Consider the following 24,369-nt stretch of genomic DNA (forward strand, 5'->3'; position numbering starts at 1 on the left):
GGAGGGTGTATGCGCAAGATGCTCAGATGGCTGTTGTCGCTCGCGATACTGGTGGGGACGGTCGGCGCGGGCGCCGGAAGCGCGTCCGCGGCACCGGCCGCCCCCGCCCAGCCGGACATCAAGGAACGTGTCCTGGCGATTCCCGGAATGCGTTTCGTGGAGGAGCAGCCCTACGAGGGCTATCGCTTCCTCGTCTTCAGCTACGCCCAGCCGGTGGACCACCGGCATCCCTCCAAGGGCACCTATCCGCAGCGGTTCACGCTGCTGCACAAGGCCACCGACCGGCCCACGGTCTTCTACACCTCGGGCTACAACGTCACCACCGCACCGCGCCGCAGTGAGCCCACGCAGCTCGTGGACGGCAACCAGGTGTCCATGGAGTACCGTTTCTTCACTCCCTCCCGGCCCCAGCCCGCCGACTGGTCCAAGCTGGACATCTGGCAGGCCGCGAGCGACCAGCACCGGCTCTTCCGGGCCCTGAAGCCCATCTACGGCAAGAAGTGGCTGGCCACCGGCGGCAGCAAGGGCGGGATGACGGCCACCTACTACCGCCGCTTCTACCCCCGGGACATGGACGGCACCGTCGCCTACGTCGCGCCCAACGACGTGGCCGACAAGGAGGACTCCGCCTACGACCGCTTCTTCGAGGGCGTCGGCACCGCCGAATGCCGCACCAAGCTCAACGCGGTGCAGCGCGAGGCGCTGGTGAGGCGCGACGAGATCGTGCAGCGCTACCAGAAGTGGGCGGACGACGAGAAGCAGACCTTCACGGTCGTCGGCAGCGCCGACAAGGCGTACGAGAACGTGGTCCTGGACCTGGTGTGGGCCTTCTGGCAGTACCACCTGCTGAAGGACTGCGCGGACGTCCCCGCCCCGACCGCGTCCACCGACGAGCTGTACGGCTTCATCGACGAGATCTCGGGCTTCTCCGCCTACACCGACCAGGGCCTGGAGACCTACACGCCGTACTACTACCAGGCGGGCACCGAGCTCGGCTCGCCCACCTTCAAGACCCCGCACCTGGACGGGCTGCTGCGCTACCCCGGCATCTACGCCCCGCGCACCTATGTGCCGCGCGACATCCCGATGCGCTTCAAGCCGGGCGTGATGCGGGACATCGACCGCTGGGTGCGGCACGACGCCCACCGGATGCTCTTCGTCTACGGCCAGAACGACCCGTGGGGCGCCGAGCGCTTCCGGGTCGGCAAGGGCGCCAAGGACGCGTACGTCTACACGGTGGCCGGCGGCAACCACGGCTCCAGCATCGCCCAGCTCACGGGCGACCAGAAGGCCAAGGCCACCGCCGAGGTGCAGCGCTGGGCGGGCGTCAGCCCCACGAGCAAGCCCCTCGCCCGGCACGACGCGAAGCTCGACCGCCGCGAGATCGAGCGCGAGCCGGTGACGCTGCGCCCGTAGGGCACGTCCGCGGGCCCCGATCGGGCACGGGCTAGTAGCTCAGCCCGTGTCCGATCGGGTACAGCACCCGGGACGGGTCGTCCGCGTGCCGGACCGCGACCGGCAGTTTGCCGCGCGGGGCGGTCCGGCCCGCGATGACGCGGGCGGCGGCGCGTAGTTCCACGTCGGTCCAGCAGTAGGCGGCCAGCGACGCGCCGGGGGCCGTGCCGCGGCCGGTCAGGCGCGCGATGTCGTACGGATTGCGCAGGGCCAGGTGCACCACCGGTACGCCGGTGGCCACCAGCCGTGCCACCAGGGTGCGCTGGGCGGAGCCGGAGGCGATGTCGTACGTCGTCACGATCACCGCGTCCCGCTCCCGCGCCGCGGCGACCGCCGCCTCGATGCGCTGCGGGGAGGGGCCGGGGGAGGCGGCGGTGCCGGTGGTGAGCGCCTCGGTGCGGAAGCCGAGGCCGGACAGGGCGCGGGCCAGGACGGACGTCGGCGGGCCACCGGTGCCCGAGGGCGCGGCGGCGTCCACGCCCACCACCAGCAGGTCGCGGTGGCGGCGCGGCGACAGCGGGAGCAGTCCGCCGCGGTTGGTGATCAGGGTGGTGGTGCGCTCGGCGATGCGGTCGGCGGTGGCGCGGTGCTCGCGGGTGCCCACCGTGCGGCTGACCGCGCGGTCGCTGGTGTACGGATCGTCGAAGAGGCCCCGGCGCGCCTTGAGTTCCAGGACGCGCCGCAGCGAGCGGTCGATCCGGTCCTCGCTGATCTCGCCCGCCCGGACCGCCTTGCGCACGCCCTCGAAGGCGAGGGACAGGCTCGGCGGGTTCAGGAGCTGGTCCACGCCCGCCTTGAGTGCGAGCACCGGCACCCGGTCGTCGCCGTACTTCTTCCGCACCCCCTGCATGCCGAGCGAGTCAGTGACCACCACCCCGTCGTAGCCCAGCTCCTCGCGGAGCACACCGGTGAGGATGGGGCGGGAGAGCGTGGCCGGGTCGTCGGCCGGGTCGAGCGCGGGGAACAGCAGATGGGCCGTCATGATCGAGTCGATTCCGGCCTCGATCGCGGCCCGGAACGGCGGCGCGTCCAGCCGCTCCCACTCCTTCCGGGAGTGGGTGATCCGCGGCAGGCCCACATGGCTGTCCACGCTGGTGTCGCCGTGGCCGGGGAAGTGCTTGGCGGTGGCCGCGACCCCGGCGCTCTGGTAGCCCTCCACCTGGGCCGCCACCATCCGGGCCACGGCCTTCGGATCGGCGCCGAAGGAGCGCACCCCGATCACCGGATTGGCGGGGTCGACGTTGACGTCCGCGATCGGGGCGTAGTCCTGCCGGATGCCGAGCGCGGCCAGCTCCGCCCCCGCGGTGCGCGCTGCCGTGCGGGCGTCGGCCGCGCTGCCGCCCGCGCCGAGCGCCATGGCGCCCGGGAACAGCGTGGCGGGCGCGCCGACCCGGGCGACGGTGCCGTACTCCTGGTCGGTGGAGAGCAGGACGGGGACGGGCACGGAGGCGGCCAGCGCGGCCTTCTGGATGCCGTTCGAGAGCGCGGCCACCTGGTGGGGATCGCGGATGTTGTGTGCCCATCCGATGTACATCACCCCGCCCACGTGGTACTTCGCGATCAGCTCGGCGGCGTTGTCGACGCCGATCTCCTTGCGGTTGGCCGCGACATCGGCGGGGTCGGGGCGGGTGGCCGAATGGCCGTACACCCGCATCACGAAGAGCTGGCCGATCTTCTGGTCCAGCGTCATCCGCCCGATGAGCTCGTCGACCCGCCGGCGGTCGCGTTCGTGGTCCCGGCCGGGCTCCGTGGTGGGCCGGGAGGGGGCCGCGGAAGGGCCGTCGGAACCGGCGGTGGTGGTGCGGCGCGCGGGGGCCGCGGGCGCGGGGGAGCTGTTCGTCGGTCCGCTACAGGCACTGGCCGCGGCGGCGGCCAGGGTGGCGGTGAGCAGGGCGCGGCGGGACGTCGTGTGCACCCGCACTCCTTCCATGGGACGTTCGGAGGGGGCGGCCATAGGTGTGCAGGACACGCTGGGACACAAACCGCGGCCGGGTCAAGGAAAGTCGGCCTTTCCCACAGCATCGATATGCGGCTCCGCCGCGTGGCCCGGAAGCGTAAAGGAAAAGACTGGTTAAAGACGATGATCTGGTGTCTGCACGAAACCGGTACTAAACTCTCGACCGGGTATGCGCGGTATTTGTATGAGGCATCCGTTCTCGCTTATGTTCCGTTTTCATGACCCCACCGACGGGTGCCAAGCCCCCCACACACATAGCCATGTTCGGCATCGCGGCACACGGGCACGTCAACCCGAGCCTGGAGGTGATCCGCGAGCTGGTGGCCCGCGGCCACCGGGTTACCTACGCCATCCCCGAGTCGTTCGCCGAGAAGGTGGCCGAAACCGGCGCCGAGCCGAAGACCTACACCTCGATCCTCCATGGTGAGAATGTGCCGGGCGCCAGAGGCTCCGATCTGATCGACTACATCGAGCCGTTTCTCATCGAGGCGGAGCAGGCGCTTCCGCAGCATCTGGCGGCCTACGCGGGCGATGAGCCGGACCTGGTGATGTACGACGTCACGGCCTACCCGGCGCATGTCCTGGCCCATCGGTGGGGCGTGTCCGCCATCGAGCTCGCGCCCAGCTTCGTGCCCTGGGACGGCTACCGCGAAGAGGTCTTCGAGCCGATGTACGGCCATATGCGGCGGTCGGAGCGCGGCCGGGCCTACTACGCGCGCTACCGCGCCTGGCTCGAGGCCAACGGCCTGGCCGACACCGACCCCGACACGCTCATCGGCCGCCCCAGCCGCTGTGTCGCCCTCATCCCCGAGCTGCTCCAGCCCAACGCCGACCGCGTCGACACCTCCGTCTACAGCTTCGTCGGCGGCTGCCAGAGCGCCCGCCGCGACGTGGGGGAGTGGCGCCGCCCGGAGCGGGCCGCCGAGACCGACCGGATCCTGCTGGTCTCGCTCGGCTCCACCTGGACCAAGGAGCCCGGTTTCTACCGCGCGTGCGTCGCGGCGTTCGGCGATCTGCCGGGCTGGTACGTGGTGCTCCAGATCGGCGAGTTCGTCGACCCGGCCGACCTCGGTGAGATTCCGGCCAATGTCGAAGTGCACCCGTGGATACCGCAGTTGAGCGTATTGCGGAAGGCCGACGCCTTCGTCACCCACGCGGGAGCGGGCGGCGCCCAGGAGGGGCTGGCCTGCGGGGTGCCGATGGTCGCCGTACCGCAGGCCGTCGACCAGTTCCGCAACGCGGACACGCTCGAGGGGCTCGGGGTCGGCCGCCATCTGCCCAAGGAGGAGGCCACGGCACCGGCGCTGCGCAAGGCGGTGCTCGATCTGGTGGACGACCCCGAGGTGGCCGTCCGCTGCGCCGCGCTCAAGGCGCGGATGGCGGCGGAGGGCGGGCCGGACCGGGCGGCGGACCTGATCGAGGCGGAGCTGCCGGTCTGACACCCCGTGCGGAACCGGTGCGGCCCGCCGCGCGTCGAAGCGGCGTGCTGATGGGGAGTCTCCGCACGGCGGTAGTCGGCCTCGCCGCTGGCTGCGTCGCCGACCAACCTCTCCGCCGCCCGCGGCCAGCAGCACCCCGCCGCCGACGCGACACCCCTCCCTGAGCGTCGGCGGCGCGCAGGCGGAGTGGCTCGGCCCGGGGGCGCTCAGCCGGTGCGCCGCGGCCAGAGGTCGCTCAGCAGCCGCACCGTTTCGGTGATGGCGGGGCGGCGGGCCGCGCCCGGGCGCCACAGGGCGTACAGCCGCCGTACCGGGACCGGTTCCAGGGGCAGCGCCAGCACCCCCTCCGGCAGCGGACCGCGCCCCAGCCGGGGCATGAGCGCGACGCCGAGACCGGCCGCCACCAGGGCGATCTGGGTGTGGTTCTCCGCCGCCTGGTACGCCAGGTCCGGCTCATGGCCCGAGGCCCGCAGCGTACGGACCAGCCAGTCGTGGCACACCGACCCCGGCGGCTGGCAGATCCACCGCTGGCCCGGCAGGTCCTCGCGGCGCAGCGGGCGCCGTGCGGCCACCCGGGTCAGCGGATGTCCGGCCGGGACGAGCAGATCGCACAGATCTTCCCCGATGACCGCCCGTTCCTGCCCCTCCGGAGCGGGCAGCGGGGCGATGTCCCAGTCATGGGCCACCGCCAGGTCGATGACCCCCTGCGCCACCAGGTCCACCGACAGATGCGGGTCCACTTCGAGCAACCGGGCGTCCAGGGAGGGGTGTTCGGCCGTGAGCGCGGCCAGCACCACGGGCATCAGCCCGCGCGCCGCCGAGGCGAAGGCGCCGATCACCAGCCGGCCCGTCGGCTGTCCGCGCCGCTCCTCCAGGGTGGTCTCGGCCTCCTCGACGATGGCGAGCAGCTGCTGGGCGGTGGCGGCCAGATGCCGGGCCGCGTCGGTCAGCGCGATGCCCCGGCCCTGCCGCTCCAGGAGGGTCGTCCGGGTCTCCCGCTCCAACTTGGCGATCTGCTGCGACACGGCGGACGGGGTGTAGCCGAGCGCGATCGCGGCGGCGCTGACCGAGCCGTGCACGGACACCGCGTGCAGCGCCCGCAGCCGGGCCAGGTCCAACACGGGCCGCCCCCTCTCACCCTTAACCGATGCTGTATCCAATCATGAAGACATCCGCGCTGGTGCTACAAGGTCCGGGCGCCCGATGCTCGACCCATGCGATCCACGCAACCCATGCGACCTGCGCACATAGCCCTCGCCGTGCTGGTCACGGCCCTGTGGGGGGTCAACTTCGTGGTCATCGAGGTGGGCCTCGACCACTTCCCGCCCCTGCTCTTCTGCGCCTTGCGGTTCCTGGTGGCCGCGCTGCCCGCCGTCTTCCTGGTCGGCCCGCCGAGGGTCGCCTGGCGATGGATCCTGGGGGTGGGGCTGGCCCTGGGCGTGGCGAAGTTCGGGCTGCTGTTCATCGGGATGCACGAGGGGATGCCCGCAGGGCTGTCCTCGCTGGTGCTGCAGATCCAGGCGGTGTTCACCGCGCTGTTCGCGGCCGTCGTCCTCGCCGAACGCCCCGGCCGGCGGCGGCTGCTGGGCATGGCCGTCGCCCTCGCCGGGATCGCGGTGGCCGCCGTGGACGAGGGCACCTCGGGACCGCTCCTCGGCTTCGTCCTCGTCGTCGCGGCGGCGGCCTTCTGGGGGGTCTCCAACGTCCTCACCCGCAAGGCGGCGCCGCCGGACGCCCTGAACTTCATGGTGTGGGTGAGCCTGGTGCCGGTGCTGCCGCTGCTCGCGCTCTCGCTGGTGTTCGAGGGCGCGCGGCCCGACGTCGAGGCGCTGAGCCGGCTCGACTGGGCCGGAGTGGGCGCGATCGTCTATGTCGCCTGGGTCACCACGGTGTTCGGCTTCGGGGTCTGGGGCTTTCTGCTGCGCACCTACGACGCCTCGGCGGTCGCCCCGTTCTCGCTGCTGGTGCCGGTCTTCGGGATGTCCTCGGCGGCGCTGGTGCTGGGGGAGGGCATCAGCGCGCCGCGCTGGCTGGCGGCGGCGCTGCTGGTGGGCGGCGTGGCACTGACCTCGCTCCCGGCCGTACGCCTGCGCCTGCGCCTGCCGGTCCGGCGGGGGCGGTCCGGCTCACCGCACACGTTGCCCCCGGGCGAGGCGCGGTCCGCCGGGCCCGCTGACGCCCGGGTGCGCTGACGCCCGGGTGCGCTGACGCCCGGGCCCGCTGACGCCCGGGTGCGCTGACGACGGCGCGCCGCGCCCGGGCTTCCCCCGGCGCCCCGGGGGCCAACCCCGACTCCCGCTCCGGGCGGTTCCCTGGTTCCCCCCTGATCCCGGCCGGGGACGGTTGTGGCCCCCTCGGCTCGCTGCGAGGGTTCGTCGAGGGGTGGCCACTCCTGTGATCCGTGTTCGAAGGACCATCGGGAGGAACCTGTGCAACCGTTCACCAAGGCGCTCGCCGGAGCGCTCGCCGCCGCGGCGTTGGTGCTGGGCGCGGGCGTGGCGGACGCCGACACGTCGGGGGAAGCGGGGAGTCCGTCCTCGGCGCCCCCGGGACAACCGCCCTCGATTGACTGGAAGCCGTGTGCCGAGGACGCCACCGCCGACTGCGGGACCTTGCGCCTGCCCGTCGATTGGGCCCGCCCACGGGGCGAGAACTTCGACCTGGCGGTGGCCCGTCGCAGGGCGGTCGACCCGGATCGCCGGGTCGGCGTACTGCTGGTCAACCCGGGAGGGCCGGGCGAGTCGGGGGTGGACTTCGCTCTTGACCGTGCCACCACCTACTTCAGCGCGGACGTGCGGGCGAGGTTCGACATCGTCGGCTTCGACCCGCGGGGTGTCGGGGCCAGCAGTCCGGTGACGTGTTCGCGGGAGCTGCTCGGCCGACAGCCGTCGGTGTATCCGCGCGATCAGGTGGAGTTCGACCGGCTGGTGGCCTACAACCGGGAGCTGCGCCAGGACTGCCGGCGGCACAGCGGTCCGATGTTCGACCACGCCGACACCCTCGGCGTCGTCCGGGACATGGAAGCCCTCCGGAGGTCACTCGGCGAGCAGAAGATCAACTACTTCGGGCACTCCTACGGCACGCTGATCGGCGAGCAGTACGCGGAGCTGTACGGCGACCGGATCCGTGCCATGGCCCTCACCGCGAACATGGACCACAGCCTCGGGACCCGCGAATTCCTCGTCTCCTCGGCGACCACCGCCGAGGACTCCCTCCACGAGTTCGTGAAGTGGTGCGACCGCTCGCGCTCGTGCGCGCTGCACGGCCGGGACGTCACCGCCGTATGGGACCGTCTGCTCGCCAGGGCCGACCGGGGCGAGATACGGGATCCGGACCATCCGGACCAGGCCCTCACGGCGAACGCGATCACACTTACCGCCTTCAGGAAGTACCTTTACGGCCCGGACTGGGCCCAACTGGCGACCTACGTGGCCGAACTCGACGCGCAGAAGGCCGTGCCGGCGCCGTCCGCGGTCGCCCCGGAGACCGCTCAGGAGACGAAAGCGGAGCCCTTCTCAGCCGTGTTCTGCCAGGACTGGCGCATCCGGGCCAAGGACTATTCGGAGTACACACGCCTGACCGCGGCCGAACTACGGGCCGCGCCGCATATGCGCGGCTCACCCCGCGTCCACGCCGCGATGGCCGGATGCCTCGGCCGGCCGGACCAGGTGAACAACCCGCAACACCGCCTGCGCGTCACCAAAGCTCCCAAGATCCTGCTGATGCACTCCCGCCACGACCCCGCGAACAACTACTCATGGGTCACCAATGTGCACCGGCAGACCCGCGGGACGACGGTCCTGCTGACGTACGAGGGCGCGGGACACAGCGTCTACGGGCGTAGTGACTGCACCCGCGACGCGGCGGACGGCTACCTCACGGCGCTGAAGGTGCCACGCGACGGAAGCCGCTGCGCCGCGGTCGATCCGGGCGCCGCGGACTCCGCGCCCGCCACGAGCGCGTCGAGCGCCGGACCCTGACGCCCCGGCCGCGCCGCGCCCGGCCGCGCCGCTGAGGGGCGGCCGTACCGCTGGGGGGCGGCCGTACCGCTGGGGGGCGGCCGTACCGCGCCCGGTCAGTCCGCCCCGGGCGGCGGAGCCCGGCGCGGGGCTCAGGCCGCGTCGGCGAGCAGCCGCAGCAGATGCTCCCGGCCCGGGGCCAGCAGCTCCGGGAACTCCCGTGCCCGCGGATACCACCGCTTCTCGTACTCCCAAGCCAGCCAGCCGTCCCAGCCCTCGCGGCTGAGCAGCTCCACGCATTCGGTCAGCGGCAGCACCCCCTCGCCCAGCGGCAGCGGGGTGGTGTCCTCGGCCGAGGCGATGTCCTTGACCTGGACGTAGCCCAGATGCGCGAAGAGCGCCGGATAGCTGGTGGCCGGGTCCTCGCCGCCCAGCCAGGTGTGCATCACGTCCCAGATCGCCCCCACGCTGCCATGGCCCACGAGCCCGAGGACCCGGGCCGCGTCCGCGCCGGTCCGGTGCGAGTCGTGGGTCTCGAGCAGCAGCCGTACGCCGAGGTCGGCGGCGCGGGGCGCGGCCGCGGCGAGCCGCCGGGCGGCCGTGGCGTCGGCCTCCTCCGGGCTCTGCTCCCCGCCGCCGGGGAAGACCCGGACGTTGCGGGCGCCCAGGTCGTGGGCGAGCTCCAGCAGCTCCCCGAGCCCGGTCAGCACCGGCTCGTCCGGCCCGGCCTGGGCGGCGCGCACATATCCGGCGACGGTGAGGATCTCGACCCCGGCGTCCCGGAACTCCGCCGCCACCCTGGCCCGTTCGTCCGCCCCGATCCCCGGGTGCACCGGCTCCTCGGGGTGGGCGCGCAGCTCGACGCCGTGGTACCCGGCCCCGGCGGCGAGCCGGGCCACGTCGGGCACGGGCATACCGGGGACGCCGAGGGTGGAGAAGGCGAGCTTCATACGGGCTCCCTTGGTAGGGGTCGTGCGGTAGGTGGGGGTCTTCTTGCCCTTCATGCGGGACGCTAAGCAGGGGGATGAGCCGAATCAATCCTGCCGTGCCGATCACGCCTACGGCGTGTCGTCGCGGCCTCGGGCCGCCCCGCTCAGCCCGCCGTCAGCCGCCACAGCGACGTCACCTCCGCCGCGCGGGCCGCGTGGAGGGGGTCGGTGGGGTCGAAGGCGCGGGGGTGGACGGGGCGGACGTCCAGCCGGTCCACGACCGTCAGGCCCGCCGTGCCGAAGGCGGCCATCAGCTCGGCGCGCGGCCGCAGCCCGAGGTGTTCGGCGAGGTCGGAGAGGATCAGCCAGCCCTCGCCGCCGGGGGTCAGATGCCCGGCCAGCCCGTTCAGGAAGCCGTGCAGCATACGGCTGGACGGGTCGTAGACGGCGTATTCGAGCGGTGAGGAGGGCCGGGCCGGGACCCAGGGCGGGTTGCAGACCACCAGCGGGGCGCGGCCCGGCGGGAAGAGGTCGGCCTCGACCACCTCGACCTGCCCGGACAGACCCAGCCGGGCCACGTTCTCCCGGGCGCACGCGAGCGCCCGCGCGTCCTGGTCGGTGGCCACCACCCGCTCGATGCCGCGCCGGGCGAGGACGGCGGCCAGGACACCGGTTCCGGTGCCGATGTCGAAGGCCAGCTCGTGCGACGGCAGCGGGGCCTCGGCCACCAGGTCCACGTACTCGCCGCGCACCGGCGAGAAGACCCCGTAGTGCGGATGGACGCGGTCCCCGCCCAGCGCCCGCACCGTGACGCCCTTCTCCCGCCACTCATGCGCGCCGATCAGCCCGAGCACCTCACGGAGCGAGACCACCGAGGGGCCCCGCGCCGGGCCGTACGCCTCGGTGCACGCCTGCCGTACGTCCGGTGCCCGGCGCAGCGGAACGCCGAAGTCCGCGTCCAGCGGCACCAGCAGCATCCCCAGCAGCCGGGCCCGCCGGGACTGGGCCTGGCGGTGCCGGTGGAACGCCTCGGCCGGGGACGCCGCCGGTGGCCGCCGTTCCTTGGCCCGGCGCGGGCCCCGGTCGATCCGGCGCGCCAGCGCCGTCAGTAGCTGACGGGCGCCCTGGTAGTCGCCGCGCCACAGCAGCGCGGTGCCCTCGCAGACGAGGCGGTGGGCGGTGTCGGCGGGCATCCGGTCGTCCGCGACCTCGACCCGCCGGGGCGGCGGCGCGCCGCTCTCGGAGCGCCACTGGGCGGTACGGGTCCGGCCGTCCTCGGTCCACTCGATGACCTGCTGGGTACTCAGGGGTACGCCCTTTGCTCTTGTGCCGTTCCGACGCGCCGCACGGATGCGTCGACCGTACGTCGCCCGTGCGATGCCCGCGTGCTGTACGGGCCGGTGCGTGTGTGTGCGCCGATCTTTCCCGTACCCGGCCCGTCCGCGCGAGCGGTTTTCCGGTCGGGGCGGGGAGACGCCGCGTCATGTACGCGCCGCACGGGGCGCCCGCCGGAGCGGGCGCCCTGTGACGGCTTGACGGCTCGACCGCCGCGTCAGGACGCGCCGACCGCCGTCACCTTCCCCTTGTCATCGGTGACGGCGACATCCAGGAGCGCGCTTCTGTCCGTCCCGAGGTAGGCCAGGCTCTTCGCGTCGAAGACCCAGTAGCCCTTCGTGGTCTTCGAGGGGTTCCGGCGGTTGGTGTACGTGAGGCCGATACCGGTGCGGCCCGCGCCGTCCTTGACGTTCTTCACGACCCTTACGTCCGGCAGCTTGGCCACGGCGCGGTAGAGCGCGGCACTGAGGTCGGGCAGCAGGGTGGCCTGATCGAGGATGGCTCCGACGTTCTCGAAGACGGTCTCCGTCAGCCGGGACCTCACCACCCCGTTGCCGCTCTCGAGCTTCCTCAGCAGGGCGTCGGGGTCGGTGGGGAGGGCCTGGAGCTGCCGGAAGGTCAGGTATCCGGTGCCCGGCGCCATGGCGATGTCCTGGGTCTGGGAGCGGTCGGGTTCGCCGTTCGGGGACAGCGCGGTGAGGCGCCGGAGACCGTCCCGCTTGCCGGTTACGGGCTGCCACTCATCGCTCCGGACGTTCCCCTTGTAGGTCGTGGTGCCCGTGATGTCCCCCTTGGCGTCCCGCACGGGTTTCGAGGGGCCGCCCCATATGGCCGAGGAGCCCTGGGACCTGGTGAAGACGAACTGGTCGTCGCGGACCGTGACCGCCGGGCGGTCGGCCGCCACCACGGCGATCCGGTCCAGCAGCCGTGCGGCTTGCCGGTGCTCGGCCGTGGTGCCGCCGCCGACGCCGGTGGCGGTGGTGCCGCCCTTGCCGTCGTCCCGTACGGCGTCGACCGCCACCGCTCCCACGCCCACGACGGCGGCCAGGGCCAGCGGCGCCGCGATGAGGACGAGGCGGCGGCCGGGGCGCCGGGGTGCGGGGGGCGCGGAGGGGGTGTTCGTCGTACCCGACCGCTCGTGGACGGTCTCGGCGCTGTTGCCGATGTGCTCCATCAGATGTTCCCTCAGGACGCGGTGGCGGTCCCGCCGGAGCACCGGACGGCCGGGTGCGGGCAGCATCTCGGCCAGATCCTGGTGGTCGACCGGCTGATCGGGTCGTCGCGGGTTGGTGTTCATCGCTTCTTCTCCTGCGTGGACCGAGCCGCCTGATGGCGGCTGACCGGTAACTGTCCGACCGTGCTCGCGCGTTGCACCGCGCCCTGCCCGGCGCCGCCGCCCGCGCCCCGGTTGCCGCCCGTGCCGCGGTTGCCGCCGCTGCCGCCTGTGCCGTCGCCGCCATCCGTGCCGTCGCCGCCATCCGTGCCGGCGCCGCCGCCCGCGCGGCCGATGAGCTCGAGTTCGGTGAGCTTGCGCAGTCGCTTTCGCGCGCGCGAGAGCCGGGCCCGTACGGTGCCGACGGCCACGCCCAGGGCCTCGGCCACCGTGGCGGCGTCCAGGCCCTCCCATACGCAGAGCGTGAACACCTCCCGCTCCCCGCGGCGCATCGTGCGCAACGCCCGCTGCGCGGCGGCCAGCTCCTCGGTGTCGGCCAGGCGCTGGGTCACCTCGTCGGCGAAGTCCGGCACCGGGGCCGGGGGCGGGAGTTTGGCGAGCGCGGCCTGGTGTCTTCGCGCCGCCCGCGCGGTGTTGCGCGTGACGTTCGTCGCGATCCCCAGCAGCCACGGGCGCAGGCCGCCGTCACCCGGAAGCAGCCGCTCGCGCAGCCGCCACGCCTCCAGGAAGGTCAGCGACACGATGTCGTCGGCCATGACCCAGTTGCCGGTCAGCCGGACGGCGTGCCGGTAGATCACCGAGGCGTGCTCGTCGAAGAGCCGGCCGAAGGCATCCGGATCTCCGGCCCGCACGCGGGTGCGCAGTGAAGTCTCCACACTCCTCCCTGTCCGCCGCGCGCACCGCGCTGCCGGTGATCCGCGTCACATCGGACCGCGCCGCGTCACATCGGGCCGCGCCCTCAGCCCCGCGCGGCGTCCCGCAGCGTCAGCCGCCAGTCCTGGCCGACCAGCGGCGACCCGTAGCCCCGGTGCCGCTTCTCGGCGATCAGCTCGAAACCGGCCCGCTCATAGATCCGGCGGGCGGAGGTCAGGACGTCATTGGTCCACAGGACCAGATCGCGGTAGCCCGCCTCGCGCGCGAAGTCGATACACGTGCTCACCAGCCGCTCGCCGATCCGCCGCCCGCGCGCCTCCGGTTCGACGAGCAGCAGCCGCAGCCGGGCCGTATCCGGCCGCTCGTCGCGGACGCACATCACCGACCCGACGGGGCGGCCGTCGAGCTCCGCGATCCACGCCCGCTCGCGGGCCGGGTCGTGGCCCGCGCCGAACTCCCCGACGATCCGGGCCACCAGGGCCTCGAACTCGGCGTTCCACCCGAACTCCCGGGCGTACACGGCGCCGTGGCGCTGCACGATCCAGCCCAGGTCCCCCGGCTCCGGCCCGCGCAGCCGCACCTCGGGCTCCGCCGGGCCGGTGAAGACGCCCCGGGCGGTCGCCAGCGCCTCCCGCAGCCGCCCCAGCTCGTTCCGGGGGACCTTGGTCAGCAGCCCGGTCACCGCCTCCCGTGAGCGCCGGTCCAGATCCTCCGCCGCCGCCCGGCCCTCCGTGGTGAGCAGCACCTCCTGGAAGCGGGCGTCGCGGCGGTGGCGCTCGCGCGTCACCAGCCCGCGCTCCTCGAACCGGCTCAGCGTCCGGCTCAGATGCGCGGCGGTGACCCCCAGGTGCTCCCGGAGCGCCGAGGCATGGGTGCGCTCGCGCTGGGCCAGCTCGTAGAGGATGCGGGCCTCGCCCAGGGTGTACGGGGTGTTGAGCTGCCCGGGGTAGTCGAGGACGCCGATCAGGCGGGTGTACATCCGGTTGAAGTCGCGGACCTCGTCCACGGCCAGGTCAAGATCGTCGCGCGGCTCCATCCGGCACCCCTCCGTACCCCTGTGGTCGATGCGATTCGCTTGACCACATAGTTGCGCCGGATCAAGTATTTGGGAAGAGGGGCCCACCCGCGCGGGACCGTGTGCCGTCCGAGGCCGCTCGGCTGGGGCCAGCCGCTGGGCACGGCTCAGCCGCTCGGCAGGGGCCAGCCGCTGGGCAGGGGCCAGCCGCTCGGCAGGACTCAGCCGCGCGGCGGCGCCGTGGAGGCGCGGGCCATCAGCTCGGCCCGGACCATCGCCACCCCGCCCGGCGGCTGTGGCTCGCGGCCCAGGGCCAGCCGCCCGGCCCGCGCGCCCGCCTCGTGCAGCGGCAGCCGCATCGTGGTGAGGGCCGGGACCGCGTCCGCGCTGAACGGGAGGTCGTCGAAGCCCGCGACCGAGACGTCCTCGGGAATCCGCAGGCCCTGGTCGCGCAGGGCCGCGCAGACGCCGAGTGCGATGGTGTCGTTGGCGGCGACTATGGCCGTCAAGCCCCGGTCGCGGCGCAGGAGTTCGAGGGTCGCGTCATAGCCGGAGGCGCGGTCGTACAGGCCGTGGACGGTCAGCCGCTCCGCGTCCTGGTCCACCCGGGCGGCGGTCAGCGCCGCCCGGTGGCCCTCCAGCCGGTGGCGGGTCGTGGTGCGCTCGGCGGGGCCCGCCACATAGCCGATCCGGCGGTGGCCGAGGGTCAGCAGATGCTCGGTGAGCCGGCGGGCGCCGCCGCGGTTGTCGAAGGTGAGAGTGGTGGCGTCCTCGATCGGCGGCCGCCCGCACAGCACCACCCGGGTACCGGACGCGGCCAGCCGGGACGCCTTGGTGGCCACGGCGGCGGCGTGGTCGGGGTGCTCGACCGCGCCGCCGGTGAGCACGACGGCGGCCGCGCGCTGCCGCTGCAGCAGGGTGAGGTAGTTGAGCTCGCGCTCGGGCGAGCCACCGGTGTTGCAGATGACCGCGAGCTTCTCGCCGCCCCGGCCCGATTCCCCGGCCGGGGTGACCATTTCGGCCTGGACGGCGCCCGCGATGATCCCGAAGAAGGGGTCCGCGATGTCGTTGACGAGTACCCCGACCAGATCGGAGGTGGCGGCGGCGAGAGCGCTTGCCGGGCCGTTGACCACGTACTCCAGCTCGTCGACCGCACGCAGCACCCGGGCCCGGGTCGACTCCGCGACCGGGTAGTTGCCGCTCAGGACGCGCGACACGGTGGCCGCCGAGACCCGAGCCCGTGCCGCCACATCGGCCAGGGTCACTGCCATGTTTCCTCCGTTGGGTGGTCACCTTCTGGTACACCGTGCGCGCTGGTTGGGCGCCTCCATGCTCTCACTCCACGAGCGGCGCGATTGCCGCACTCCAGGGTCTTGTCCTGTCATCCGGACCATGCCTAGGGTCCTCCCCAGCAAGCGCTTACCCCTGGCGACGGCGAGGAGACCTCAGCCCATGGCCGCAGCAGCCACCGCCCGTATCCGTGCCGCAGTGGTCGGCACCGGAGGAATCGTCAGCGGCAGCCATCTGCCCGCACTGCGTGACCACGCCGACCGTGTGGACCTCGTCGCCGCCGTCGACGTGGCCGCGGACCGGCTCGGCGCCTTCCGCGCCGCGGCGGCCGAGGGCGGCACCTTCGACGTCACCGGCTACTCCGATGTGGCCGCCATGCTCGAGGCCGAGCGCCCCGACCTGGTCCTCATCGGCACCCCGCCCTCCCTGCACCGCGAGCAGACGGTGGCCGCCCTCGAGGCCGGCGCCTGGGTGCTGTGCGAGAAGCCGCTGTGCCTGACGCTCGCCGAGTACGACGAGATAGCCGCGGCCGAGCGGGAGGCGGGCGGCCCGTACGCCTCGGTGGTCTTCCAGCACCGCTACGGCTCGGGCGCCGTCCACGCCCGCGAGCTGCTGGCCGAGGGCGCCCTGGGCCGCCCGCTGGTGGCCCACTGCCAGACCACCTGGCACCGCGACACCGCCTACTACGCGGTTCCGTGGCGCGGCCGCTGGGAGACCGAGGGCGGCGGCCCCTCCATGGGCCACGGCATCCACCAGATGGATCTGCTGCTCCACCTCCTCGGCGACTGGACCGAGATCCGCGGCATGGCCGGACGGCTGGTCCATGCCGTGGAGAGCGAGGACGTCTCCACCGCGCTGGTGCGGTTCGAGAGCGGCGCCATGGCCACCGTCGTCAACAGCGTGCTCTCGCCCGACGAGGTCAGCCGGATCCGCGTCGACTGCGCGGACGCCACCGTCGAGCTGACCCACCTCTACGGCCACCGCAACGACGACTGGGTCTACACCCCCGCCCCGCACGTCCGCGACGAGCCCGCCCGGCAGCGGCGCTGGCGCACCCCGGCCGCCGATCTGCCCAGCTCCCACGGGGCCCAGCTCACCGGGCTGCTGGACGCGATGCGCGACGGCGTACGGCCCCCCGGCAGCGGGCAGGACGCCCGCCGCACCCTCGAGTTCATCGCCGCGCTCTACAAGGCGGCCTTCACCGGGCGGCCCGTGCGCGCGGGCGAGATCGTGCCCGGGGACCCGTACTACGACGCCATGCACGGCGACCACCCCGAATGGGCGCCGAAGGCGGCGACCGCCACCACGAAGGAGAGCTGAGGCCGTCATGACCCAGCGCATCACCGTCACCCACACCCACGGCGAACAGATCTCGGTCGCCTCCGGCGGCGTCGAGCTGATGGCCTACGTCTACAAGCCCGACCCGGACGCCTTCGAGGCCCGTAAGCCCTACGCCCACCCGCTGCGCACCCTCGCCGGGAACCCGGTCTCCGGCTACCGGCCGAACGACCACCGCTGGCACAAGGGCCTCCAGATGACCTCCAGCCATCTGTCCGGCCAGAACTTCTGGGGCGGCAACTCCTACCTCGGCCCCGACCAGGGCTACCAGCGGGTCGAGGAGCGCGTCGGCTCGATGCGCCACGACGGCTTCGAGGAGTTCACCGTCGCCGACGACCGGCTGCGCTTCGTGGAGACCCTGACCTGGGTGGAGAACGGCGGCCAGGAGTGGGCGCGGGAGCTGCGCACCATCGAACTCCACTCGGTGGAGCCGGACGAGGGCACCTGGGCCCTGGACTGGTCCATCCACCTCACCAACATCCGCGGCGAGGCCCTGGACTTCGGCTCCCCGACCACCGCGGGCCGGGAGATGGCCGGGTACACCGGGCTCAACTGGCGCGGCCCGCGCGACTTCACCGGCGGTGACGTCATCGGCCCGGACGGGCGCGGCGGCGACGGCGAGAAGGGCGCATCGGACCTGATGGGCACCCCGGCCGCCGACGCCCCCTGGATCGCCTTCACCGGTGAGCACGACGACGTGGACGGGCACTCCACGCTGCTGTTCGCCCACGCCCCCGAGAACGCCGAATCCATCCACGCCTCCCACTGGTTCGTGCGCTCCGAGCCGATCCCCTCGGTGGCCCCCTCCTGGGCGTTCTTCGAGGAGTTCGAGCTTCCGCCGGGTGAGTCCTTCGGCTACCGCTACCGGGTGGTGGTCGCCGACGGAGCCTGGGACCGGGCGCGCGCCGAGAACTACCTCGAGAACCACGGGTGGTGAGCACGATGACCGCGATGTCCGCCCCGCTGCCGGGCGGTGTGGGCCTCTCCCACATCAGCGCGTACGAGTGGGAGGCCGCCGACGGGGTGTGCGGCGGCAGCCCCCATCTCCACCTCGCCTGCACCGAGGCGTATGTGGTCACCGCCGGACGCGGCGCCGTGCAGACCCTGACCCTCGCGGACGGCTTCACCGAGACCCCGCTGGAGCCGGGCTCGGTGGTGTGGTTCACCCCCGGCACGATCCACCGCATGGTGCAGGGCGGCGGTCTCAAGGTGACCGTGCTGATGCAGAACAGCGGGCTGCCGGAGGCCGGGGACGCCGTCTTCACCTTCCCGTCCGAGGTGCTGGCCGACCCCGAGCGCTACGCGGCCGTCGCCGCGCTGCCCGCCAAGGAGGGGCCGGAGGCCGACGCGGCCGCCCGGCGCCGCCGGGACCTCGCGATCGAGGGCTATCTGACGCTGCGGGCCGCCGCCGAGAAGGGCGACGACGCACCGCTGCGCGCCTTCCACGAGGCGGCGGCACGGATCGTGGCGCCCAAGGTGAAGGAATGGGAGCCGCGCTGGCGGGACGGGGCGCTCGCCGCCGCGCGGCGCACCGGTGAACAGCTCACCGCGCTCGCCGCGGGCGACCCCGCGCACCTCGCCGAGGCGCGGGTCACCGCGACCGGGCCCAGCCGCCGGGGTGGCTACGGCATGTGCGGCCGCCGGGACGAGTACGAACTGCCCGGCGTCACGCTCCCGTACTACGGCGAATAGCGGTATGCCCTGTCCGGCGGAGCTTCGCGGGCCCGCGAAGCCTGGCACGGCGCCCCCAGCTACCGCTGGGAGGTGCCCCGAAGGGGCGCGGGGCCGTATCGATATGCGGCTCCGCCGTGCGGCTGTGTCGATATGCGGCTCCGCCGCGTGGGACCAGCCACGACGGTGCCGCGGTTGGCCGACGACCCATTGCGACGCTTCCCAGCGGAGCGTTTAGGCACCACCACGCACGCTCAACGAAATGATCATGGAGGGAGGTCGGCTCCGGTATGCGCGGAAACGGGACAAGGACGTCCCTGGCCCTGGCGCTTGTGCTCACGCTCGGAGGGACCCTCACGGGCTGCGGCGGCGATGGCGGCGGCGGCTCGGGCGGCAAGGTCAGCCTGCGGTTCACCTGGTGGGGAAATCCCGACCGGGCCGCCCGCACCGAGGAGGCCGTGAAGCTCTTCGAGCAGCGTCACCCCGACATCGACATCGCGACGTCCTTCGCGGGCTTCGACACCTACAAGGCGAAGCTGGCCACCCAGGCGGCGGGCGGTGACGCCCCCGATGTGATGCAGCTCGACTACCGGCAGATCAACCAGTACGCGACCTCCGGCATCCTGCTGAACCTCGGCGAACACCCCGAGCTGCGCACCTCGGAGATCGACAAGGGGCTGCTGGCCACCGGCGTGGTCGACGGCAAGCAGTACGCGCTGCCGGTGGCCCGCGGCACCGAGACGGTGGCGTACGACGCCGCGCTGTGGCGCAAGGCGGGCGTCCCCGAGCCCACCCTGACCTGGACCTGGGACGACTGGGCCGACGCCATGCGCAAGCTCTCGGCGTCCAAGGCGACGCGGGGGCGGGTGGGCTCCACCGACCCGGGCCAGAGCGAGGACGTGTTCGAGATCTGGCTGCGGAGCCGGGGCAAGTCCCTCTACACCAAGGACGAGAAGCTGGGCTTCACCGCCGACGATCTGACCCGCTACTGGGAGTGGTGCACCAAGCTCCGCAAGGAGGGCGCGGTCGTGCCCGCGGAGCAGACCACCCAGATGGACGGGACGGTGGAGAACACCCCGCTGGGCCGGCTGAAGTCCGTCTCCGACTTCAACTGGGACGCCCCCTCCAGCGGCTTCGCGCCCATCGTCGGCGAGGGGCTGAAGCTGGCGCCGCTGCCGGTCGGCGAGGACGGCACCCCCGGGCAGTACTTCAAACCGTCGATGTTCTTCGGCGCCTCTGCCAAGACCGCACACCCCAAGCAGGCGGCCCAGTTCATCGACTTCCTGCTCAACGACAAGAAGGCGGGCGCCGTCCTCGGCGCCACCCGCGGCATCCCGGCCAACGACGCCATCCGGGACACGGTGCTGCCGAAGCTGGAGGGCTTCGACCAGGTCGTCTCCGCGTACCAGAAGCAGTTCGAGGGCAAGCTCAAGGACCCGCCGCCCGCGCCTCCCAAGGGCGACACCTCATTGCAGGGCACCTTCTCGCGCGACTACGACCAGGTCAGCTACGAGCGCTTGTCGCCGCGTGAGGCGGCGGAGAACTACATCACCGAGGCGAAGGCGGAGCTGAGGCAATGACCGCGACCGCGACCCGCCCCCAGGACGCCGCGCCCCCCGCCACGGGCGGCAAGCGGGCTCGCAAGCGCGAGCGGCAGGGGGCCGCCTGGGTGTTCCTGTCCCCATGGGTGCTCGGCGCCGCCGTGCTGACGCTGCTGCCCATGGCCGTGTCCCTGTATCTGTCGTTCACCGACTACGACATGTTCGACGCGCCCCGGTGGATCGGCTTCCGCAACTACACCCAGATGTTCACCGAGGACCCCCGCTACTGGCGGTCGGTCATCACGACGCTGACCTACGTCGTGATCGCGGTGCCGCTCCAGCTCCTGCTGGCGCTGGCCGTCGCGATCGCGCTGAAGTCGGTCAGGCGCGGCAAGGGGTTCTACCGCTCGGCGTTCTACGCCCCCTCGCTGCTCGGCGCGTCGATGTCCATCGCCCTGGTCTGGCGGGCGATCTTCAACGACGGCGGCTCCGTCGACAACCTGCTCTCCGGCATGGGCATCGACATCGGCGGCTGGATCAACAAACCGGGCTGGGCCATCCTGTCGGTCGCGCTGCTGACCATCTGGCAGTTCGGCGCGCCCATGGTGATCTTCCTGGCCGGGCTCCAGCAGATACCCGCCGAGCTCTACGAGGCGGCCGCGGTGGACGGGGCCTCCTGGTGGCGGCAGTTCCGCTCGATCACCATCCCGATGCTCTCCCCGGTGCTCTTCTTCAACCTGGTGCTCCAGATGATCCAGGCGTTCCAGGTCTTCACCCCCGCCTTCGCGGTCAGCGCGGGCAAGGGCGGACCCGCCGACTCCACGCTCGTCTACACGCTCTACCTCTACGACCGCGGCTTCACCGCCTCCCACATGGGCTACGCCTCCGCCATGGCGTGGGCGCTGCTGCTGGCCATCGGGGTCGTCACCGCGGTGCTCTTCCGCACCTCCCGGGCCTGGGTCTTCTACGCCAACGACAACAACGAGGGGGCCCGATGACCACCGCCCCGATGACCACCGCCCCGGCGGCGCGGCGGCGTCCCACCGGCCGGATCGTGCTGCACATCTGCCTGATCGCCGTGCTGCTGGTGATGCTCTATCCGCTGGCCTGGCTGCTGGCCACCTCGTTCAAACCCGCCGACGAGGTCATCGCCAGTCTCAAGCTGCTGCCCAGCCACTTCGAATGGGGCAACTACTCCACCGCGCTGGACGGGGTGAACGAGGTCAGCGTCGGACGGCTGCTGTGGAACTCGCTGCTCATCGCGTGCGGCGCGGTGCTCGGCAACGTCATCAGCTGCTCGCTCGCCGCGTACGCCTTCGCGCGGCTGCGGTTCCGGATGCGGGGCCCGCTCTTCGCGTTCATGATCGCGACGATCATGCTGCCGCACCACGCCATCCTCATTCCGCAGTACATCATCTTCAACCAGCTCGGCATGGTGAACACCTACTGGCCGATGATCCTGCCGAAGTTCCTGGCCACCGACGCCTTCTTCGTCTTCCTCATCGTGCAGTTCATGCGCGGACTGCCGCGCGAGCTGGAGGAGGCGGCGCGGATCGACGGCTGCGGGCCCTTCCGCTCGTTCTTCAGCGTCATCCTGCCGCTGACCCGGCCCGCCCTGATCACCACGGCGATCTTCACCTTCATCTGGACCTGGAACGACTTCTTCACCCAGCTCATCTACCTCTTCGAGCCGGAGAAGTTCACCCTGACCCTGGCCCTGCGGTCCTTCGTGGACGCCTCCAGCCAGTCGGCCTTCGGCCCGATGTTCGCGATGTCGGTCTTCGCGCTGCTGCCCATCGTGCTCTTCTTCCTCGCCTTCCAGCGGTTCCTGGTCGAGGGCATGGCGAGCTCCGGACTGAAGGGATGAGCATGGCCACCGCCACCAAACGCGAACCCGGCGAGCTGTTCGGCCCGCGCTTCGCGCTCTTCGCCGACGTCCTGGCCGTGGGCCTGGCCACCGCCGCCGCCTCGCTGCCCCTCCTCACCGCCCCGGCCGCGATGTCCACGGCCTGCGCCGTCCTGGACCGGCGGGTGCGCGAGGACGTGCCCACCACGGCGGGCGGCTACCTCCGCGCGCTGCGGGACCGGCTGCGCACCGGCGATCTGCTGGCCGGGGCGGGGCTGCTGGCCGGCGGCGCCCTGCTGCTGTTCAACGCGGCCGCGGCGGGGGCGGGGCTGCCGGGCGCGGTGGTCTTCCGGCCCGTGCTGCTGATCGTGGGAGGGCTGCTCGCCGTCGTCCTGCTGCGGGCCTGCGCCCGCCCCGAGTCGGCCACGAGCTGGCGGGTGGCGCTGCGCTCGGCGGCGTTCGACAGTGTGCGGGGGCCCCGGGCGAGCGGCGTGCTGCTGCTGGCCGTGGCCACCGCAGGCGTCTGTGCCTGGGCCTATCCGCCGCTCGCCTTCCTCGTCCCCGGCCCCCTCGCCCTGGCGGCCCGAGCCACGGAGCACCACCTATGACCCCCCTGCCCCGCCGTCACTTCCTCGCCGGGACCGCCGTGGCGGGCGGACTGCTGGCCGTCGGCGCCCCGGGCGGCGCCTTGGCCGAAGCAGGCCCGGGTGGTGCCTCGGCCGGGGGCCGGGCCTCGGCCGAGGGCCGGGTCGACAAGCCGTTCCTCGCGCTGCTCACCGAGGCGGCCGACGCCCGGGTGGCCGAGGTGGTGGACGGGCTCGAGGCGGTCCTGGGCCAGCTGAACAACCTCGGGCAGGCCCGCCCCGCCGCCCGCGGCCTGCGGCTGCTCACCTCCGTCCACGTCTGGGGCGACGCCGCCCACCACCACGACGGCGCGCTGATCGCGCCGATGACCCGGCTCGTGGACGCGCTGGCCGCCGCCCAGTTCGACGACGGCCTCTACGACCAGGGCGCGGTCCACTCGCCCCCGGACACCGCCTTCTCGATCGTCGACCTGGGGCTGGTGTACGGCCTGCTGGACGCGGACGGCCACACCGGCACCCGGGCGATCCGCGCCACCTTGAAGAAGATCCTGCTCAAGGCGGGCAAGGGCCTGTCCACCGGCGGGGTGCACACCCCCAACCACCGCTGGAAGGTGTGTGCCGCGCTGGCCCGGATCAACTCCTTCTGGCCCGACGCCCGCTACACCCGCCGTATCGACGCCTGGCTGGCCGAGGGCATCGACCGTTACGACAGTGGCCAGTACAGCGAGCGCAGCGCCACCTACGCGCCCATCGTCACCAACCCCTCGCTGCTGACCCTGGCCCGGCTCACCGAGCGCCCGGCGCTCTACGAGCACGTACGCCGCAACCTGGACGCCACCCTCCACCTCCTGGAGCCCGACGGGGAGGTGGAGACGGTGCACTCGCGCCGCCAGGACCAGAAGACGGTCAAGCATCTGTCCGAGTACTGGCTCCAGTTCCGGGCCCTGGCGCTCCGGGAGCGGGACGGGCGGTTCGCAGACGTGGCCGCCACCATCCAGCGGCGCGGGGCGGATCAGACCTTCGACGAGACCCCGCTCGGGGACTTCCTCGCCGAGGTGCTGGACCATCCGGAGCTGGCCGCGCCGCTGCCCGAGGCCACCGGTGCGCCGGGGGAGTTCACCTGGCACGACAAGGACTGCGGGCTGGTCCGGATCGCCAAGGGGAGGACGCGGACCACGATCTTCGGCGGCACCGACTTCCCCGATGTCCACGCGATCTCCTCGGGGCTGTCCACCAACCCGACGTTCTTCAAGTGGCGCAAGGGCGCGGCGATCCTGGACTCGCTCCGGCTGTCCCCGCAGTTCTTCTCGCTCGGCCACTTCCGGGCCGAGGACGTGGAGCGCACGGCGGACGGCTGGCGGCTGTGGGCCGAGGTGCGGGCCGGATTCCACCTCCCGCTGCCGCGCCGGCACCGCCGCCCCGACGGGCGGTATCCGCTGACCGACGACGGCCGGTTCTGGTCCGCGATGGACTTTCCGCACCGCCCCAAGGAGTGGCGCACCCTGCGTACCGAGGTGCGGATCGCGGAGGCGGACGGCGGCTGGAACCTGGACCTCGAGATCGGCGAGTCCGAGGTCCCGCTCGCCCTCGAACTGTGCTTTCGCGGCGGCGGAAAGCTGACCGGGGTCGACCCCGTGCCCGGCCAGAAGGACACGTACCAGCTGGTCAAGGGGTACGGCACCTATACGTCCGGCGATGACGTGATCACTTTCGGCCCCGGCAACGGCAGCGGGCCGCGCCAGCCCGCCGTCGTGGACTCCGGCGAGCGCTACGGCTGGCTGGGCGGCGATCTGACCCCGGCGGGGCAGCGGGTCCTGATCACCGGGCGTTCGCCGCTGCGCTACCGGCTGACCCTGCGCTGAAGCGCTGACCGCCCCCGCCCCTGTGTTCGGTCCTCTGTACAGGGGCGGGGCGGGGCGGCTAGCGTTGAGGATTAGAAAGCGCTTACTATCACTCGCGGTGA

20 protein-coding genes are annotated in these 24,369 nt (G+C 72.7%); 12 read left to right on the forward strand and 8 right to left on the reverse strand.

Translation table 11 applies throughout. The features are described 5' to 3' along the window. Positions 1-9: 9 nt before the first annotated feature. The gene (locus tag ACZ6TD_RS30020) at positions 10-1,416 is read left to right on the forward strand and encodes a S28 family serine protease (RefSeq protein ID WP_471343156.1); all 1,407 of its coding nucleotides are present in this window, start codon (positions 10-12) and stop codon (positions 1,414-1,416) included. A 31-nt stretch (positions 1,417-1,447) separates the two neighbouring features. Here the strand turns inward: ACZ6TD_RS30020 and ACZ6TD_RS30025 are convergent, their stop codons facing one another. After that, positions 1,448-3,370 (reverse strand): glycoside hydrolase family 3 protein, encoded by a 1,923-nt coding sequence (locus ACZ6TD_RS30025; RefSeq protein ID WP_471343157.1) that lies wholly within the window; start codon positions 3,368-3,370, stop codon positions 1,448-1,450. 260 nt (positions 3,371-3,630) lie between these two features. On the opposite strand from ACZ6TD_RS30025, the gene ACZ6TD_RS30030 reads away from it, so the two are divergent. Next, positions 3,631-4,851, forward strand: coding sequence for a macrolide family glycosyltransferase (locus ACZ6TD_RS30030; RefSeq protein WP_471343158.1), 1,221 nt, complete (start codon positions 3,631-3,633; stop codon positions 4,849-4,851). 206 nt (positions 4,852-5,057) lie between these two features. Here the strand turns inward: ACZ6TD_RS30030 and ACZ6TD_RS30035 are convergent, their stop codons facing one another. Then, positions 5,058-5,972 carry a LysR family transcriptional regulator gene (locus ACZ6TD_RS30035; protein WP_471343159.1) on the reverse strand — a complete coding sequence of 305 codons (915 nt, stop codon included), beginning with the start codon at positions 5,970-5,972 and terminating at the stop codon, positions 5,058-5,060. A gap of 111 nt (positions 5,973-6,083) precedes the next feature. Between ACZ6TD_RS30035 and ACZ6TD_RS30040 the strand changes: the two genes are divergently transcribed. Together ACZ6TD_RS30040 and ACZ6TD_RS30045 are read left to right on the forward strand one after the other, a co-directional pair. Next, positions 6,084-7,043 (forward strand): EamA family transporter, encoded by a 960-nt coding sequence (locus ACZ6TD_RS30040; RefSeq protein ID WP_471358160.1) that lies wholly within the window; start codon positions 6,084-6,086, stop codon positions 7,041-7,043. Positions 7,044-7,280: 237 nt separating this feature from the next. Continuing rightward, positions 7,281-8,831: an alpha/beta fold hydrolase gene (locus ACZ6TD_RS30045; protein WP_471343161.1), complete on the forward strand. Its 1,551-nt coding sequence runs from the start codon at positions 7,281-7,283 to the stop codon at positions 8,829-8,831. 131 nt (positions 8,832-8,962) lie between these two features. On the opposite strand, the gene ACZ6TD_RS30050 is transcribed toward ACZ6TD_RS30045, so the two are convergent. From ACZ6TD_RS30050 to ACZ6TD_RS30075, 6 genes are all read right to left on the reverse strand, one after another. Beyond that, entirely contained in the window at positions 8,963-9,760 is a 798-nt protein-coding gene (locus ACZ6TD_RS30050; protein WP_471358161.1) for a sugar phosphate isomerase/epimerase family protein, read from the reverse strand. 143 nt (positions 9,761-9,903) lie between these two features. Further along, a complete protein-coding gene (locus ACZ6TD_RS30055) occupies positions 9,904-10,932 on the reverse strand; it encodes a methyltransferase (protein ID WP_471343163.1) in 1,029 nt (342 codons plus the stop codon). 359 nt (positions 10,933-11,291) lie between these two features. After that, positions 11,292-12,371, reverse strand: a complete 1,080-nt coding sequence (locus tag ACZ6TD_RS30060; RefSeq protein ID WP_471343164.1) for a CU044_5270 family protein — start codon at positions 12,369-12,371, stop codon at positions 11,292-11,294. Then, positions 12,368-13,123 (reverse strand): RNA polymerase sigma factor, encoded by a 756-nt coding sequence (locus tag ACZ6TD_RS30065; protein ID WP_471343165.1) that lies wholly within the window; start codon positions 13,121-13,123, stop codon positions 12,368-12,370. The genes ACZ6TD_RS30060 and ACZ6TD_RS30065 overlap by 4 nt, the downstream gene beginning before the upstream one ends. Positions 13,124-13,206: 83 nt before the next feature. After that, a complete protein-coding gene (locus ACZ6TD_RS30070) occupies positions 13,207-14,157 on the reverse strand; it encodes a bifunctional helix-turn-helix transcriptional regulator/GNAT family N-acetyltransferase (protein ID WP_471343168.1) in 951 nt (316 codons plus the stop codon). A gap of 200 nt (positions 14,158-14,357) precedes the next feature. Next, a complete protein-coding gene (locus ACZ6TD_RS30075) occupies positions 14,358-15,407 on the reverse strand; it encodes a LacI family DNA-binding transcriptional regulator (protein ID WP_471343170.1) in 1,050 nt (349 codons plus the stop codon). Positions 15,408-15,588: 181 nt separating this feature from the next. Between ACZ6TD_RS30075 and ACZ6TD_RS30080 the strand changes: the two genes are divergently transcribed. From ACZ6TD_RS30080 to ACZ6TD_RS30115, 8 genes are all read left to right on the forward strand, one after another. Continuing rightward, on the forward strand, positions 15,589-16,746 hold the full coding sequence (locus ACZ6TD_RS30080) for a Gfo/Idh/MocA family protein (protein WP_471343171.1): 1,158 nt from the start codon (positions 15,589-15,591) through the stop codon (positions 16,744-16,746). Between the two features lie 7 nt (positions 16,747-16,753). Then, complete coding sequence (locus ACZ6TD_RS30085) at positions 16,754-17,701, forward strand: DUF6807 domain-containing protein (RefSeq protein ID WP_471343172.1); 948 nt, start codon at positions 16,754-16,756, stop codon at positions 17,699-17,701. Positions 17,702-17,706: 5 nt separating this feature from the next. Further along, positions 17,707-18,456: a cupin gene (locus ACZ6TD_RS30090; protein WP_471358163.1), complete on the forward strand. Its 750-nt coding sequence runs from the start codon at positions 17,707-17,709 to the stop codon at positions 18,454-18,456. A gap of 269 nt (positions 18,457-18,725) precedes the next feature. Beyond that, the gene (locus ACZ6TD_RS30095) at positions 18,726-20,015 is read left to right on the forward strand and encodes an ABC transporter substrate-binding protein (RefSeq protein ID WP_471343174.1); all 1,290 of its coding nucleotides are present in this window, start codon (positions 18,726-18,728) and stop codon (positions 20,013-20,015) included. Further along, on the forward strand, positions 20,012-20,974 hold the full coding sequence (locus tag ACZ6TD_RS30100) for a carbohydrate ABC transporter permease (RefSeq protein WP_471343176.1): 963 nt from the start codon (positions 20,012-20,014) through the stop codon (positions 20,972-20,974). Before ACZ6TD_RS30095 ends, ACZ6TD_RS30100 begins: the two co-directional genes overlap by 4 nt. Next, positions 20,971-21,843, forward strand: a complete 873-nt coding sequence (locus ACZ6TD_RS30105) for a carbohydrate ABC transporter permease (protein ID WP_079343895.1) — start codon at positions 20,971-20,973, stop codon at positions 21,841-21,843. Before ACZ6TD_RS30100 ends, ACZ6TD_RS30105 begins: the two co-directional genes overlap by 4 nt. Positions 21,844-21,845: 2 nt before the next feature. After that, positions 21,846-22,430 (forward strand): hypothetical protein, encoded by a 585-nt coding sequence (locus ACZ6TD_RS30110; RefSeq protein WP_471343177.1) that lies wholly within the window; start codon positions 21,846-21,848, stop codon positions 22,428-22,430. After that, on the forward strand, positions 22,427-24,268 hold the full coding sequence (locus tag ACZ6TD_RS30115) for a hypothetical protein (RefSeq protein ID WP_471343179.1): 1,842 nt from the start codon (positions 22,427-22,429) through the stop codon (positions 24,266-24,268). Before ACZ6TD_RS30110 ends, ACZ6TD_RS30115 begins: the two co-directional genes overlap by 4 nt. The last annotated feature ends 101 nt before the right edge of the window (positions 24,269-24,369 follow it).

This window comes from Streptomyces yongxingensis (assembly GCF_055597465.1).